The 14,017-nt window shown below is 65.1% G+C and carries 13 protein-coding genes and 2 tRNA genes; 5 read left to right on the top strand and 10 right to left on the bottom strand.

From position 1 onward, the window contains the following. Positions 1-13: 13 nt before the first annotated feature. From ACFFF7_RS12275 to ACFFF7_RS12255, 5 genes are all read right to left on the bottom strand, one after another. Positions 14-787, bottom strand: coding sequence for a class II aldolase/adducin family protein (locus ACFFF7_RS12275; protein WP_379481638.1), 774 nt, complete (start codon positions 785-787; stop codon positions 14-16). A 39-nt stretch (positions 788-826) separates the two neighbouring features. After that, on the bottom strand, positions 827-2,854 hold the full coding sequence (locus ACFFF7_RS12270) for a TonB-dependent receptor (RefSeq protein WP_379481637.1): 2,028 nt from the start codon (positions 2,852-2,854) through the stop codon (positions 827-829). After that, positions 2,829-2,904, bottom strand: a tRNA-Thr gene (locus ACFFF7_RS12265). The genes ACFFF7_RS12270 and ACFFF7_RS12265 overlap by 26 nt, the downstream gene beginning before the upstream one ends. A 12-nt stretch (positions 2,905-2,916) precedes the next feature. Further along, positions 2,917-2,990 (bottom strand) — tRNA-Cys (locus ACFFF7_RS12260). Between the two features lie 86 nt (positions 2,991-3,076). After that, the gene (locus ACFFF7_RS12255; RefSeq protein WP_379481636.1) at positions 3,077-4,462 is read right to left on the bottom strand and encodes an RNB domain-containing ribonuclease; all 1,386 of its coding nucleotides are present in this window, start codon (positions 4,460-4,462) and stop codon (positions 3,077-3,079) included. 90 nt (positions 4,463-4,552) lie between these two features. Between ACFFF7_RS12255 and ACFFF7_RS12250 the strand changes: the two genes are divergently transcribed. Beyond that, positions 4,553-4,936 carry a VOC family protein gene (locus tag ACFFF7_RS12250; RefSeq protein ID WP_379481635.1) on the top strand — a complete coding sequence of 128 codons (384 nt, stop codon included), beginning with the start codon at positions 4,553-4,555 and terminating at the stop codon, positions 4,934-4,936. Next, positions 4,936-5,469 carry a molybdenum cofactor guanylyltransferase gene (gene mobA, locus ACFFF7_RS12245; RefSeq protein ID WP_379481634.1) on the top strand — a complete coding sequence of 178 codons (534 nt, stop codon included), beginning with the start codon at positions 4,936-4,938 and terminating at the stop codon, positions 5,467-5,469. Before ACFFF7_RS12250 ends, mobA begins: the two co-directional genes overlap by 1 nt. A 30-nt stretch (positions 5,470-5,499) precedes the next feature. Here the strand turns inward: mobA and ACFFF7_RS12240 are convergent, their stop codons facing one another. From ACFFF7_RS12240 to ACFFF7_RS12220, 5 genes are all read right to left on the bottom strand, one after another. After that, positions 5,500-6,369 carry an OmpA family protein gene (locus tag ACFFF7_RS12240; protein WP_379481633.1) on the bottom strand — a complete coding sequence of 290 codons (870 nt, stop codon included), beginning with the start codon at positions 6,367-6,369 and terminating at the stop codon, positions 5,500-5,502. A 297-nt stretch (positions 6,370-6,666) separates the two neighbouring features. After that, positions 6,667-7,503 carry a hypothetical protein gene (locus ACFFF7_RS12235; RefSeq protein ID WP_379481632.1) on the bottom strand — a complete coding sequence of 279 codons (837 nt, stop codon included), beginning with the start codon at positions 7,501-7,503 and terminating at the stop codon, positions 6,667-6,669. A gap of 76 nt (positions 7,504-7,579) precedes the next feature. Beyond that, positions 7,580-8,392 carry a crotonase/enoyl-CoA hydratase family protein gene (locus ACFFF7_RS12230; protein ID WP_379481631.1) on the bottom strand — a complete coding sequence of 271 codons (813 nt, stop codon included), beginning with the start codon at positions 8,390-8,392 and terminating at the stop codon, positions 7,580-7,582. Between the two features lie 20 nt (positions 8,393-8,412). Next, positions 8,413-9,027, bottom strand: a complete 615-nt coding sequence (locus tag ACFFF7_RS12225) for a winged helix-turn-helix domain-containing protein (RefSeq protein WP_379481630.1) — start codon at positions 9,025-9,027, stop codon at positions 8,413-8,415. A 234-nt stretch (positions 9,028-9,261) separates the two neighbouring features. After that, positions 9,262-10,461, bottom strand: a complete 1,200-nt coding sequence (locus tag ACFFF7_RS12220; RefSeq protein ID WP_379481629.1) for an LL-diaminopimelate aminotransferase — start codon at positions 10,459-10,461, stop codon at positions 9,262-9,264. Positions 10,462-10,651: 190 nt separating this feature from the next. Between ACFFF7_RS12220 and ACFFF7_RS12215 the strand changes: the two genes are divergently transcribed. The 3 genes from ACFFF7_RS12215 to clpS all read left to right on the top strand — a co-directional run bounded on the left by ACFFF7_RS12215 (position 10,652) and on the right by clpS (position 13,988). Next, positions 10,652-12,529 carry a PHA/PHB synthase family protein gene (locus ACFFF7_RS12215; RefSeq protein WP_379481628.1) on the top strand — a complete coding sequence of 626 codons (1,878 nt, stop codon included), beginning with the start codon at positions 10,652-10,654 and terminating at the stop codon, positions 12,527-12,529. A 139-nt stretch (positions 12,530-12,668) separates the two neighbouring features. Then, complete coding sequence (locus ACFFF7_RS12210; protein WP_379481627.1) at positions 12,669-13,454, top strand: phasin family protein; 786 nt, start codon at positions 12,669-12,671, stop codon at positions 13,452-13,454. Positions 13,455-13,610: 156 nt separating this feature from the next. Continuing rightward, on the top strand, positions 13,611-13,988 hold the full coding sequence (gene clpS / locus ACFFF7_RS12205) for an ATP-dependent Clp protease adapter ClpS (protein WP_379481626.1): 378 nt from the start codon (positions 13,611-13,613) through the stop codon (positions 13,986-13,988). Positions 13,989-14,017: the final 29 nt, after the last annotated feature.

Genomic DNA, 14,017 nt, shown 5'->3' with positions numbered 1-14,017 from the left:
GTGGTCGGCAGCCTCAGTCGCGCCACGAACGGTCGATGGTGTCGATCCGGCGGGTCCAGGCGGCAAAATCGGCTCCGCCCGGCATGGTCCCCGGAACCTGCGCCTCGTGCAGGTCACGCTGGTGCACCGCGATCACTTCGTCGGGAACGACGATTGGCTTGCCCGCGGCCATGGTCGCCAGCTGGATTTCGCAGGCCCGCTGGAACGACCAGTGGGTAATGAAGATTTCCGGGATCGAGCGGCCCAGGATGACCGGTCCGTGGTTCTTGAGCATCAGCACGCGCTGGTCGCCCAGGTTCTTCAGCAAGCGCTCACCCTCTTCGGCGCGGACCGTCACGCCTTCGAAATCGTGATAGCCGATCCGTCCGGCAAAATTGCAGGCATAGAAATTGACGGGTTGCAGCCCGCCTTCAAGGCTCGCCACCGCCATCGTTGCGGTGGTGTGGGTGTGGCAGATCGCATGGGCCCAGGGGACATGGCGATGGAAATAGCTGTGCTGGACGAACCCGGCCTTGTTGACCGGATAGGGGCTGCCATCCAGCGTGTTGCCATCAAGGTCGATCTTGACCAGGTTCGATGCGCAGACTTCGGAATAGAGCAGCCCGAAGGGGTTGATCAGGAAGGCGCCTTCCTCATCCGGCACCTTGACCGAGATGTGGTTGTAGATCGATTCCGACCAGCCAAGGTGGTCGAACACGCGGTAGCAGGCGGCCAGTTCCAGCCGGGCCTGCCATTCGGCTTCGCTGCAATCGAGGTTACGGCTGTGTGCGCTGAGTTTGGTCGCCATCGAGTCTCTCCGGTTCGGGTTTGCAACCAATGTAGCCAATCAGCGCGGCAGGGCAACGCGCAATCCGGCCCATAGCGTGCGCGGCACGCCCAGATCGAGCGATCCGCCCTGGTTGCGGGTGACGATCCGGGTGTCGGTCAGGTTCTCGCCGCGCAGCACCAGGCTGATCCCGGCGCGCAGCGGCACCTGGACAAAGCCGTCGAGCGTGGTCGCCGCGGGCAGCACGTCGGTCTGCAGATCGTCCTCGAACTGCGCACCGACATGCTTGACCGTCGCGGCGATCCGCCAGCCGGTGCGCGGCTGCCAGGCCAGCGTGGCGCTGCCCGCCAGTTCGGGCGTCTGCGCCGGGCGCTTGCCGTTCAGCGCGCCGCTCGCCTCGACCTTGGCCTCGGTCCAGGCGAGCGAGCCGTCGAGACTGACCGTACCGATCCGTGCCGATCCGCCTAGTTCGATCCCGCGGGCATGGACCGCGCCGACATTGCGCCGCTCGCGCAAGTTGGTCGCCACAGTAACATTGGCGATCGCATGGCGGACGCGGTTGTCGAAGGCGGTCAGGCTGAGGCGCAAGTCCTTGGCCGGAACCAGGTCGAAGCCGCCTTCGAACCCGACCAGCCGCTCATTGCCCAGCGCGGCATTGGCGCGAGTCACCACCGGGAATACCGTGAAGGGCCGGTAGAGCTCGTTGAGCGTGGGCTGGCGCAGCCCCGAATAGGCCGAACCGCGCAGCGTCACTCCGCCGCCCAGGCGCAGCAAGCCGCCGCCGCGCAAGCTTTCCGCCCAGCCGCTGCGATCGGCAAAGCGGTTGTCGGTGGTGACGGTGCCGACGCCGCTGACGTCGCGGAAGAAGCCCTGCGCAATGGTCCAGCGATCGAGCCGTGCGCCGCCGGTCAGGGTCAGCGCGCCCATTTGCCACTCATCCTCGATGTAGAAGCCAAGGTCGGTGTTGCGCCCTCCGGCACTGCGCCGTGCGGTGACAGTGCCCGCCGCATTGTAGGCATCCTCGAACATCGTGCCGTCGGCCCCGCGCCAGTCGGCCCCCAGCCGCAGCACATGCGCTTCGCCCACCGGCGGTCGCAGTTCGGCCTTGCCGCCCCATCCGGTCGACGGCGTGGCGCGCTGGTCCAGCGTCTTTCTGAAACTGGTCGCGCTGACCACAACGTTGGAATAGTCACGCGCCTGGATATAGCCGAGCACGTCGAAGGCCCAGGCCCCGCGCCCGACCAGGCGCAGGCTGGCGTCCTGGCCGCTGCTGGTCGAATCCGCGCCCTTGAAGCGCAAGGTCCGGTGATCGTCGAAGATCAGCCCCCGCGCCTGCAATTCGACATCCGGAGCCAGCGGCGCGACCCCGCGCAGGCTGGCCGACCAGCTGTCATACCGCGCCCGCGCAGACGCCGGCACACGCTGGCTCTCCGGCGTGGTCCAGAAGCCCTGCCCCCGGTCCCACCGCGCCGAGGCCACCGCAAAGCCGCTGCCCAGCCGCGGTGCCAGCGTGGCCGACAGCGCGCTCTCGCCGCGGTCATCGCTCAGGGCTTCGCCTTCGAACAGCTCAAGCGCATCCGCGCCGGCGCTCTCCAGTTCGATCGTTCCAGCCACTGCGCCCGCACCGAAGGGTCCGGCCCCGCCGCCACGTGTTACCCGGGCCAGCGCGAGCCGTTCGGGCGCCAGCGCCGACAGCGGAATATGGCCGAAGAACGGATCGGCCACCGGAACCCCGTCGAGCAGGACCAGACTGCGGCTCGAGGCATTGCCGCCCAGCGCCCGCAGCGTCACCCCTTGCGACGTGGGGTTGGAGGAACGGCTGTCCGAGCGGCGAAACTGCTGGAAACCGGCCACCGCAGACAAGGCATCCTCGATCCGCCCCGACGCCGATGCGCGGAGCCGATCGGCAGCGATGATCTGCTGGTCATAGGCCGCGACCGATTCCGGCGCGGCTAGCGGCTGCCCGGTGACGACGATCTGCGGGGTGGTCTGCTCCTGCGCGAAGCCCGCAGCGGGACAGGAAACAAGCGCAATCCCGGCCAGCGCGGCCCGGGATGCAAGGTGGTGCCGCTTACGTGACTCGAACACGTGACCCCATCATTACGAATGATGTGCTCTACCGACTGAGCTAAAGCGGCAACTCACAGTTGTGGAGGCCCGAGCCGGAATCGAACCGGCGTAAACGGATTTGCAATCCGGTGCGTAACCACTCCGCCATCGGGCCATCCATCCCGCCGAAACGGGAAAGGCGCCACTAGCCGAGGGTGCAAAGCGGCGCAAGGCCATTCCGGCGCCCTGCCTATGCGATGCCTATGCGATGCGGCTGAAGGCCAGTTCGCGGCGGATGGGGTCGGCGCGATCAAGCCGGACGGTGATCTTTTCGCCGGGGGTGACCGCGTGGGCGGTGGTCCGCGCAACCACTGGCAGGTCGCACAGCTGGATGCGCGCCCCGGTTTCGCCCAGGTCGGTGACCATGGCGCTGAAGCTTTTGCCTTCCTGTCCGGCGAGCATTGCCGCTTCGGCCAGATCGACGACCGCGCGCTCGATCTGGTTGGCGCGGGCATCGGCCTTGGCCATGACCGGGCCCAGCTTCTGGAAGGCTGCGTCGACGTCGGCAGGTACGACTTGCCCGTTGGCCACGGCCAGCGCGGCACGCACGACATAGCGGTCGGCCAGGCGGCGCAGCGGCGCCGTCATATGGCAATAGGTTGCCGCCATCGCCGAATGCCACGGCTTTACGCCGTCCTGATAGGGTACATAGGACGCCCCGTTGCCGGCGCGGCGGATCGCCAGCATGAACGCGGCCTGGGCCGGGTCGCGCTGGTTCAGTGCGGCCTCAAAATCCTTGAGGCTTTGCCCCTGGGGCCAGTCCAGTCCAAAGGCCTGCGCGGTGTGGCGTAGGCGCAGAACCGCGCTGGCGTCCGGTTCTGCCATGACGCGGAACAGCCCAGTCTTCGCAGCATAGAGCGTATCGGCGACAGCCATGTTGGTGGCCAGAGACAGCGCGGCGTTGCGCGTCTCTGCCAGTTCAAGCGGACGCAAGCGCAGCGTGAAATGGCCGTTGCCGTCATGCTCGACCTCTTGCTCGGGCGGATCGACCCGCGCCGCGCCGCGTCGGTCTTCGGCTTGGGCGATACGCTGGGACAGGTCGGCAAATCCGGCGGGCAGGTCTTCATCGCGCACCGCGTCGTAAGCCAGTTTGGTACGGCTGCGAATCAGCGCGCGTTCGGCCCCAACCAGTCTTACCGACCCGTCAGGTGCGACGCGGGTGGTGAAGACCACCGCCGGTCGCGGGCCGTCGGGCAGCAGGCTGGCAGCCCCTTCGGCGAGGACGCGCGGATAGAGGCCGGCCTTGCCGTCGGGCAGATAGAATGTTTCGCCGCGGCTCCACGCCTCGACATCGATCGGATCGCCATCGGCGACGAACCAGGCGACATCGGCAATCGCATAGTGCAGCAACAGATCGGAACCCGCCGCCTCGATCGTGAAAGCCTGATCGAGATCGGTCGACGTCGCCGGATCCAGCGTGACGAAGGGCATGGCGGTGCGATCGACATGCTCGGTCGGCACGCGCTGCGCGGCGGCAGCGGCGGCGGCATCGACTGCTGGGGGGAAACCTGCCGGCACCTTGAACTGTTCGCGGATCGCGGCCAGTCCATCGCTGAGCAGGCGATCGGGATCGCGCAGGGCTTTCATTGTGGCGGGCTAGCCTGCGGCTGGCGTCTTGCCAAGCGTCTGGCGCGCGCGCAGACACAGGCACCGCACAGCCAATCCAAGGAGACAGCGATGTTCAGCCACATGATGCTTGGCACCAATGACGTTGCCGCGGCCAAACGCTTTTACGATGCGGCGCTGGGCGCGCTGGGCGTGCCGCCGGGCGAGATCGATGTGCAGGGCCGCGTTGTGTATATGCACAATGGCGGGCGCTTCGTGGTCCGCACGCCGCTGGACGGCGCGCCGGCGCACGGTGCCAACGGCGGCACGCTGGGTTTTCTTGCCGCCTCGCCTGCCGAAGTCGATGCCTGGCACGCAGCGGGCCTGGCCAATGGCGGGACCGCGATCGAAGACCCGCCGGGCGAGCGCCGCCCGCCCGATGGCCGCGTGCTGTACCTTGCCTATCTGCGCGATCCGTCGGGCAACAAGCTCTGCGGATTTCACCGGATTGCCTGATGGCTGAACGCATTCTGGGTGCAGTGCTGGCGGGAGGCCAATCGAGCCGCTTTGGCAGCGACAAGGCGCTGGCAGAGCTTGACGGCCACAGCCTGCTGACCCTGGCCGTCGATCGGCTTTCCGAATGGTGCGAGAAGGTTGTGGTGGTCGGACGAGAGGAAGCGCCGGCACCGACCCTGCCCGACTGGCCGCGGCCCGGCATGGGTCCGCTGGGCGGAATCGCGGCGGCCTTGCGGTTGGCCCGGCAGGACAGTTTTACTGCGGTTCTGACGATCGGAGTGGATTCGCTCGGCCTACCCGAAGACTTGCCGAAGGTGCTGCACTCCGCCCCGGCCTATGTCGTGGCGCAGCCAGTGATCGGATTATGGCCAGCCAATGCCGACAAAGCCGTAATGGAAATTCTGGAAAGTGACGGCCGCCACTCGCTGCGGGCATTCGCTGAGCGGATCGGTGCACGCGGCATAGACCTGGCCAGCGACCCGGCCAATATCAACACGCCCGCGGATCTGGCCGCAGTGCGCGGCAGGAAATGAGGGGGCGAGACCAGCCCGCCCCCGATAGTCCTAAAGCCCGTCGACGCTCTTGCTGACGAGGATGTTGACCGCAACGCGGCGGTTCTGTGCGCGGCCTTCCTCGGTATCGTTGCTCGCGGCAGGGTCGGATTCGGCCATGCCGGTCGGCGTCATCACCCGATAGGGCTTCCAGTGGCACGCCTGCTGCAGATAGTTGATCACCTTGCCGGCGCGCTTTTCGCTGAGCGTCTGGTTGTAGTCCTCGTCACCAACCGAGTCGGTATAACCGATCACCAGCAGCAGCGAATTGTTCATGCCGTCGGCCTGGCTGGCGGCGGAGCAAAGATCAGCCTTGGCCTTTTCCGAGAGCTGCCACTTGCCCGTGTCGAAATAGACGTTGGTGGTGCCCTTGACGTTGTAGTTGTCGATATCGGCGACGCGGCTGCGCAGCGCGTTGGTGGCCGCGGTCTGCTCGGCAAAGCCCTGGGCAGTGCCGTTGCGGATCATGTTGGCGACCTTTTGATCGCTGTTCTTGTAGACCACCTGGCTGGCCAGCAGAACCGGGCCGGCCTGCATCGTCTTGACCGTCACCGGCAGGCCGTTCAGCAGGGCAGACGCCGTCTGGTTGCCCTTGCCGCCGAACAGGCCGCCGCCGGCCTTGATCTTGGTGGTTTCGTTGATGAACACCACCGTGCTGGTGCCGTCGGCGGTGGTCACCTTCATCTTGTCGCGGGTCCGGGCGGTAATCACGCCCTTGATTTCGGGTCCGGGGGTCATCGCAGACATGTCGGGGACCATCTCGCCGTTGACGATGATGCTGGGGTTGTTGGGCGATTCCTGCTGCGCCAAAGTGCCCGTCGCGGGCACTGTCAGCATGGCCATCAGGACAAGAATTCCTGGCTTCGTGGAAATGACACGCATCTGGTTACTCCTAAAAATTTCACCGGCCGGCGCTGCCTGTTCATACAAACCTTGCTGTCAGATGAACAATGTCCGGCTGCCCCCCTATTGTCCCGCTGGCGCGAGCGCGCCGTGCGGTGAACCGATCCCGAGCGCGACGCAAAAGCGCAGATTTGCGCCGGGTCGCGACGCCACACTTACGATTCTCCGGCCCAGACGCAACGCCTGGAAGTCAGATATGCTCAACGATCGGAAGAGACGGCCCGGTGCTTTTCCTTCTGGCCGGTCACATCATGGTCTGTTTGCAGGCCCGTTCGGTCAACCCGGTGCGCTTGCTGCCGCGGCCACGTCCCTGGTCCGCGGCGCCACAGCGCCCGCCCGCCAACCAAGCCACCCCGCCAGGATACCTGCAGCCATTCCTGCCGGTGCCGTCACCGTCAAGGGAAGGCGGGCATAGAGGCCGAACGCATCGCCAAGCTGCGGCACAAACGGCGCGAACCACATCACCAAGGCCTGAACCGCAATGAAGCCTGCAGCGACAAGCCACGGCGCGCCATGCCTGCGATTCATCGCATAGAGCGCGACCGCAAAGGCAAAGGCCATCGCGTCACTGATGACGATGGTATCCTGCACGGCGTGGATGTCGGGGCTGCCGATCACGTTCATCCACGGCAGAAACTCGCCGATCACGCGCGAAAATGGCGATTCGAAGAGGATCAGCGGCGTTGCCAGCATATACCCCGCATGCAGCCGGACATTTCGACGCGTTTTCAGCGCCTGGTAGAACAGGGTCAGATAAGCGGCGATCGCAATCGCGGTGCCGATGCCGAACGAGGGCGAGTTGTGCAGGACGAACGGGCTCTCGCGCGCCGCAAAGCGCTGCGCCGCCACGTCCATGATCATGACCAGGCCAAGGATCAGGAATGGAAACAGCGCCAGGCTGGCCAGACCCAGCTGCTTGTGCAGCGCGTTTGCGCGCCGGTGGATCGAAACGCTCTGCACGATCAGCAAGGTCAGCCAGGCGACGGCGCTGACCGCATGAAAGTGAAAGGCCGTCGGAACGGTGGCGATCGGCGACCAGTAGCTGGCCCAGAAGCCCGCCAGTATGACCAGCAGAACGAGGCCAACGTAATAGTGCGCGTGGCGATACGGCATCGAGCGAACTCCCCTCCCGATGCGACCCTTGCCTGACCTAGCACCTCGTGCGCGGCTTGGCCATGCTTGCCCCGGATCAGGGATCGATGAAAACGGCGGCGCGCTTTTCCATTTGGCTCATCACCGCTTCGATCTGGTTCTTCGATCCGATCAGGGCTTGCTGCTCGACGCTTTCCGCCATCAGGATCTCGTCGCTCGAGACTTCGAGATAGCGGTTGAACAGGCGCTTGGCCGCGCGCTGGGCGTGCGGATTGCGCTGGGCAATCTCGGTAGCGATTGCGGTCGCCCGCGCGACCGGATTGGCATCGACGATGGTGGCAAAGCCATATTGGCCGGCCTGCTCACCGGTGAATTCGCGGTTGGTATAGGTCAGCTCGCGCAGCACATCGTCGCGCACTTGCCCCTTCCACAGTGCATACCCGGCCATGTCGGGCACCAGGCCCCACTTCATCTCCATTACCGCCAGCCGCGCGGCCGGATCGATCACGCGGATGTCGGCACCACTGGCCACTTGCAGGCCGCCACCGAAACAGACGCCGTGGACCGCGGCAATGACCGGCACGGGCAGCTTGCGCCACTGCAGCGCAACCTGCTGGGCATGATTGGCATTGCCGTGGGTCCGCTCGGTCAGCGGGGTGCGATCATGCCGCCCGGTCTGGGCCATGCTTGCCATGTCCAGCCCGGCGCAGAAACTGCGGCCTTCGCCCGACAGTACCACAGCACGCAGGCCCTTCATCTCGTGCAGCGCGTGACCCGCGGCGATCAGCGCCGCAAACATGTCGGGATCTAGCGCATTCATCTTGTCGGCGCGGATCAGGCGGACCTGGGCGACGCCCTGGTCATCCAGTTCGATCGATACGCGACCGATGGGGGTAATTTCCTGCTGCATCGCCTTGGCTGCCCTCTGTCTTACGTTTGCTCGCAGAACTGTTCCTTGCGCAATCGGATGTGGGCGTCCAGCGGCAATTGGTCGGCAGACGCGGCTTGCACCGTTGCCAGTGGGCCTGGCCCGGCAACAATGGCGAGACGATAGGCACCATCCGCGGTCGTTTCGATCAGTCCGTCCAGTCCGGCCAGGCGCAGCTTGGCCCGCACCCGGCTGACGTGCACGGCAAGGCTATTGGTCTCGGGACGGAAGCTGAGGCGCCACACATCGCCAAGCAAGGCGCCGCTTGGCACAGCCCGGCCCGGATCGTCGGCGAGCCGCCACAACAAGGCAAATTCGCGCGGATAAAGCCCCAGGGCACGCCCTGCGACAAAGCCTTCGCGCAGCACCAGATCAAGCAGCAGGGCGCCAACCTGGCGCCGCCGCCCGACCATCTGCGCCCGTTCTACCATGCGCAGAACGCGTGCCTCAAGTTCATCCAGCGACAATTGCCAGGATGCGGCTTCGCCAAAACCCATATTGAGCAGGCGGGCCCGCTGCATCGGGTCGTCGATCCCCAGCATCGCCGTCAAGCTGCGCTGCGTGTCACAGACGGTGTTCAGATCCAGCCAGCGCGCCAGCGGCAAGCCTGCAGGCATCGCCAGAACCGGGCAGCCGACGGCCCGCCCGCAATCGGGCGAAACAACACAGAGGCGCCAGCCAAGTCGGCGCAGATCGAAGGCAGCGGGAATTGCCCCCGTAGCCAACCAGCGAAACCGTCGCAAAGCGACCCCCAATGCACTGTTTGCCCAAACAGCAGACAAGGTAGGTCCGGCGCGGCAAGCACCGTTGCAACGAAATCGGCTTACAGGAGACGGATCGCAGGTGGACGGTCAGGCCGCGGTGGTGTTGACGCCCATGCTGGCAAGGTAGCGCCGCACATTGCGCGCCGCCTGGCGCAGCCGCTGTTCGTTTTCGACCATGGCGATTCGAACGAAGCCTTCACCCTCTTCGCCGTAGCCGACGCCCGGGGCCACCGCGACTTCGGCATGGGTCAGCAGCTGCTTGGAAAATTCAAGACTGCCCATGTGTTGCAGGGCCGGCGGCAGCGGCGCCCAGGCGAACATCGAGGCCTTGGGGCTGGGTATTTCCCACCCCGCCCGGCCGAAACTTTCGACCAGTACATCGCGGCGCTTCTGATAGAGATTGCGATTCGCCTCGACGATGTCCTGCGGTCCGTTGAGCGCGGCGCAGGCCGCCGCCTGGATCGGCGTGAATGCTCCGTAATCGAGATAACTCTTCACTCGGGTCAGCGCGGCGATCAGCCGCTTGTTGCCAACGGCGAAGCCGACTCGCCATCCGGCCATCGAAAAGGTCTTCGACATTGAGGTGAATTCGACGGCAACGTCCTTGGCTCCGGGCACTTGCAGGATCGAGACTGTCGGGTTGCCATCATAGTACAGCTCGGAATAGGCCAGGTCGGACAACACCCAGACCTTGTTCTCGCGCGCCCAGGCGACAAGTCGTTCGTAGAAGGCCAGATCGACCGTCTCGGCCGTCGGGTTCGAGGGATAGTTGACGATCAGGATCGAGGGGCGCGGCACGGTGTAGGCCATCGCCCGGTCAAGCGCGCGCCAGTAGTTCTCGTCCGGGGTGGTCGGGACCGAGCGGATCGTTGCCCCGGCGATTATGAAGCCGAAGGTGTGGATCGGATAGCTGGGATTGGGGGCCAGCACCACGTCGCCCGGCGCGGTGATCGCGGTCGCCAGGCTGGCAAGGCCTTCCTTCGATCCCATGGTCATCACCACTTCGCTTTCGGGATCGAGATCGACCCCGAAACGGCGGGCGTAGTAATTGGCCTGAGCCTTGCGGATGCCGGGAATGCCCTTCGATGCGGAGTAGCCATGGGCGTCGGGCTTCAAAGCCACTTCGCACAGCTTGTCGATGACGTGCTGGGGCGGCGGCAGATCGGGATTGCCCATGCCAAGGTCGATGATGTCCTTGCCCGCGGCGCGTGCTGCGGCCCGCATGCCGTTGACTTCGGCGATGACATAGGGCGGCAGTCGCTTCATGCGGTAGAACTCTTCTTCCATGGTACCTTTCCGGTTGATCGCGCCTCAGGTGGCGCGCGCTGGCCTTATCAGGATTGGGACGGGTTTGCGCCAGTCCTTTTCGCAAATGCCCCTTGCGCGTTGCTTCGCCAGACCTTTGCTGGCAGGGACAGGAGACGGGGAGAGACCCAACGCGCATGTGCCGAAAGGCATCCGGTGATGGAGCCCGATGATGAGTGTTCAATCTTCCGATCCCGCCGATTTTCTGGCCGAGATGGCCAATGCACCGCGGCGCTTGCTCGCACAGTTCATGGCGGCTGCCGGCGCAGGCGATGAGACGCCGGGAGCCGCCGACCTGGCAAAGTGGGCGGAAACGACGCAGCGGTTGCAAGGCCTGTGGTTCGACTTCCAGCGCGAGCAGATGGCCGGCGCGGCGCAGAAGCTGCCTGCAATGCTGGCCGAACCGGGCGGCTGGATGGGCATGATGCAGGGCTGGCTTGGCGCCCTGCCGCTGGCCAAGCCCGATGTGCAGAAGCGTTTGTGGGAAGACAGCATGGCCTTGTGGGAAGGCGTGCTGGGGCAATACGGGATCGGCCCCAAGGCGGTCGAGCCTGGCGAAGGCGGCCCGGACCTGCCGCGCAAGGACCGCCGCTTTGCCGATCCAAAGTGGCGTGAGCAGCCGCTCTATGCGGTGATCCATCAGACCTATCTGATGCTGGCCGAGCAGGTTCTGGCAATGGCGGAGGCCGTCGATACCGGCGATCCGGCCAAGACCGAGCAGCTGCGCTTTGCCGCGCGAACCCTGGTCGAGGCGCTGAGCCCGGCGCATTTTCCGCTGACCAATCCGCTGGTGGTCGAAAAGACCCTGGCGAGCCACGGCGAGAACCTGGTCAAGGGGATGGAGCATCTGCTTTCGGACCTGCGGCGCGGGCAGTTGACCCATGTCGATCCGGACGCCTTCCGCGTTGGCGAGAACATTGCGACCACTCCGGGCAAGGTCGTTCACCAGACCCCACTATATCAGCTGATCCAGTACAGCCCGGCCACGGAAAGCGTGCTGGAGGTGCCGCTGGTGATCTTCCCGCCGTGGATCAACCGCTTCTACATCCTCGACCTCGCGCCCCAGAAGAGCTTCATCAAATGGGCGGTCGACCAGGGGGTGACGGTCTTCGTCGTATCGTGGAAATCGGCCGACGAGAGCATGGCCGATGTCATCTGGGACGATTACATCGCCGCCCAGATCGACGCGATCGACACCGTGCGCGACCGGCTGGGGGTCAAGGCGGTGCACGCCATCGGCTATTGCGTCGCCGGTACCACCTTGGCCGCGACCCTGGCGGTGCTGGCGCGGCGGGGCCAGCCCGACACAGTCAAGAGCGCGACCTTCTTCACCGCGCAGGTCGATTTCGAACGCGCGGGTGAACTCAAGGTGTTCATCGACGATCAGCAGCTTGCCACACTGGAAAAGCTTTCGGCCCAGAACGGCTATCTTGACGGGCGCACGATGGCGGCGACCTTCAACTTGCTGCGCGGCAACGATCTGATCTGGAACTATGTCGTCAAGAACTACCTGCTGGGCGAGGACTATCCTGCGTTCGACCTGCTCCACTGGAACGGCGATGTCACGAACCTGCCGGCAAAGTGGCACATGGCCTATCTCAAGGATCTTTACCGCGACAACAAGCTGGTCGTCCCCGACGCGCTGTCAGCCGGGGGCACACCGATCGACCTGACCCGGATCGAAACCCCGGCCTATATCCAGGCCTGGCGCGAGGATCACATCGCTCCGGCGGAAAGCGTCTGGCGGCTGACCCGCCATCTGCGCGGGCCGTGGACCTTCCTGCTCGCCGGTTCGGGCCACATCGCCGGTGTGGTCAATCCGCCCGCGGCCAGGAAGTACCAGTACTGGACCAACGACGGCCCGGCAGAGACCTTCGCCGACTTCGTGGCCGGAGCCAGCGAAACGCCGGGCAGCTGGTGGCCGCACTGGATCGACTGGCTGCGCCGCCAGGACCATGCCGAAGTCCCGGCCACGGGTCTGCGCGTCCCCGGCCGAAAAGGCGATACGGTGCTGGAAGACGCGCCGGGGAGCTACGTGAAGGCGCGGTAAGCTACGGATTTCACGTTACGAATCGGTCTTATGCTGCACTGCACAAAAATGCCTTGACTTCGCAGGTGCAATACCTATTTTGTGCACTGCAACATAGACCGTGCCGAAGGTCGGCGCGGCTTAGCCAAGGATGTGACAGATGGCCGAAGCCACTGAAGCAAAGATCGACGCCGCCAAGGCCGCTGCTGAAGCCGAAAAGGCCTATGCCGCTGCTTCCGAGAAGGTTGAGGCCAAGCCGGTCGTAGTCGCCAAGGCCGCCGAGGCGGCGCCGGCTGCCGCACCAAAGGCGGAAAAGCCTGCCGCTGCTCCGAAGGCTGCCCCCAAGACCGCGAAAGCCAAGCCGGTTGCCCGCAAGGCCGCTGCAAAGGCGACCGTCGTCAAGAAGGCCGCGCCGAAGAAGATTGCCAAGCCTGCCGCTGCCAAGGCCGTCAAGCCCGCAGCCAGGGCCAACACCCTTACCCAGATCAAGGACACGCTCATGACCAAGACCAAGACCACCACCGAAGACTTTACCGCCAAGGTGAAGGACGCCATGACCGAAGCACAGGACCGCGCCAAGCTGGCCTTCGAAAAGAGCCAGGCCGTGTTCGGCGACGCTGGCGAATTCACCAAGGGTAACGTCGAAGCCCTGGTCGAATCGGGCAAGATCCTTGCTGCCGGCCTGCAGGACATGGGCAAGGACTATGTCGCCGATGCCAAGACGGCCTTCGAAGTCGTTCAGGACGACGTCAAGAGCCTGGCCGCGGTCAAGTCACCGACCGACTTCTTCAAGCTTCAGGGTGAAATCCTGCGTCGCAACTTCGACGCCGCGGTTGCCACCGGTTCGAAGCGTTCGGAAGCCATGCTCAAGCTGGCAAACGACGCTTTCGCCCCGCTTTCGACCCGCGTCAGCCTGGCTGTCGAAAAGGTCAAGCAGGCCGCCTAAGCGCAGCCGTTCCTCGCGACCGGGCGCACGTCTCCGCCAGGTCGCGAGCCGAAATCGTCGGGCCGGACAGCCAATGCGCTGCCCGGCCCGTTCGGCTTTTGGCAAGACCTGGAGCGCTAAGGCTTGTCCTATCCCCCCACGATGCGATAATTTGGCATGATGCAACCCGACCGCAATCCCTACCTGATGGCGCCGCGTGCCGGCGAAGACCCCGACCAGGGCGGCGATTCCGGCGGCCAGGACCAGATCGGCGTCGCCACCAAGACCCGCGCCAAGCCGAAGAAGCCCAGCCAGTTCAAAGTGCTGATGCTCAACGACGATTACACTCCGATGGAATTCGTCGTGATGTGCCTCAAGCGGTTCTTCTCGATGGACCTGGAACAGGCCACCCGCGTCATGCTCCACGTCCACCAGAAGGGCGTCGGGGTCTGCGGCATCTTCACTTACGAAGTGGCCGAAACCAAGGTCAACCAGGTGATGGACTTCGCCCGGCAGAACCAGCACCCGCTGCAATGCACGCTGGAAAAGGCGTGATCTGAAGCCTCTGCCGGCCGCCTGCGGCC

Source organism: Novosphingobium aquiterrae (assembly GCF_042434435.1).
Lineage (GTDB): Bacteria > Pseudomonadota > Alphaproteobacteria > Sphingomonadales > Sphingomonadaceae > Novosphingobium > Novosphingobium aquiterrae.
Note: the sequence above shows the minus strand (reverse complement) of the source record. Positions and strands in the feature narration are given on the sequence as shown.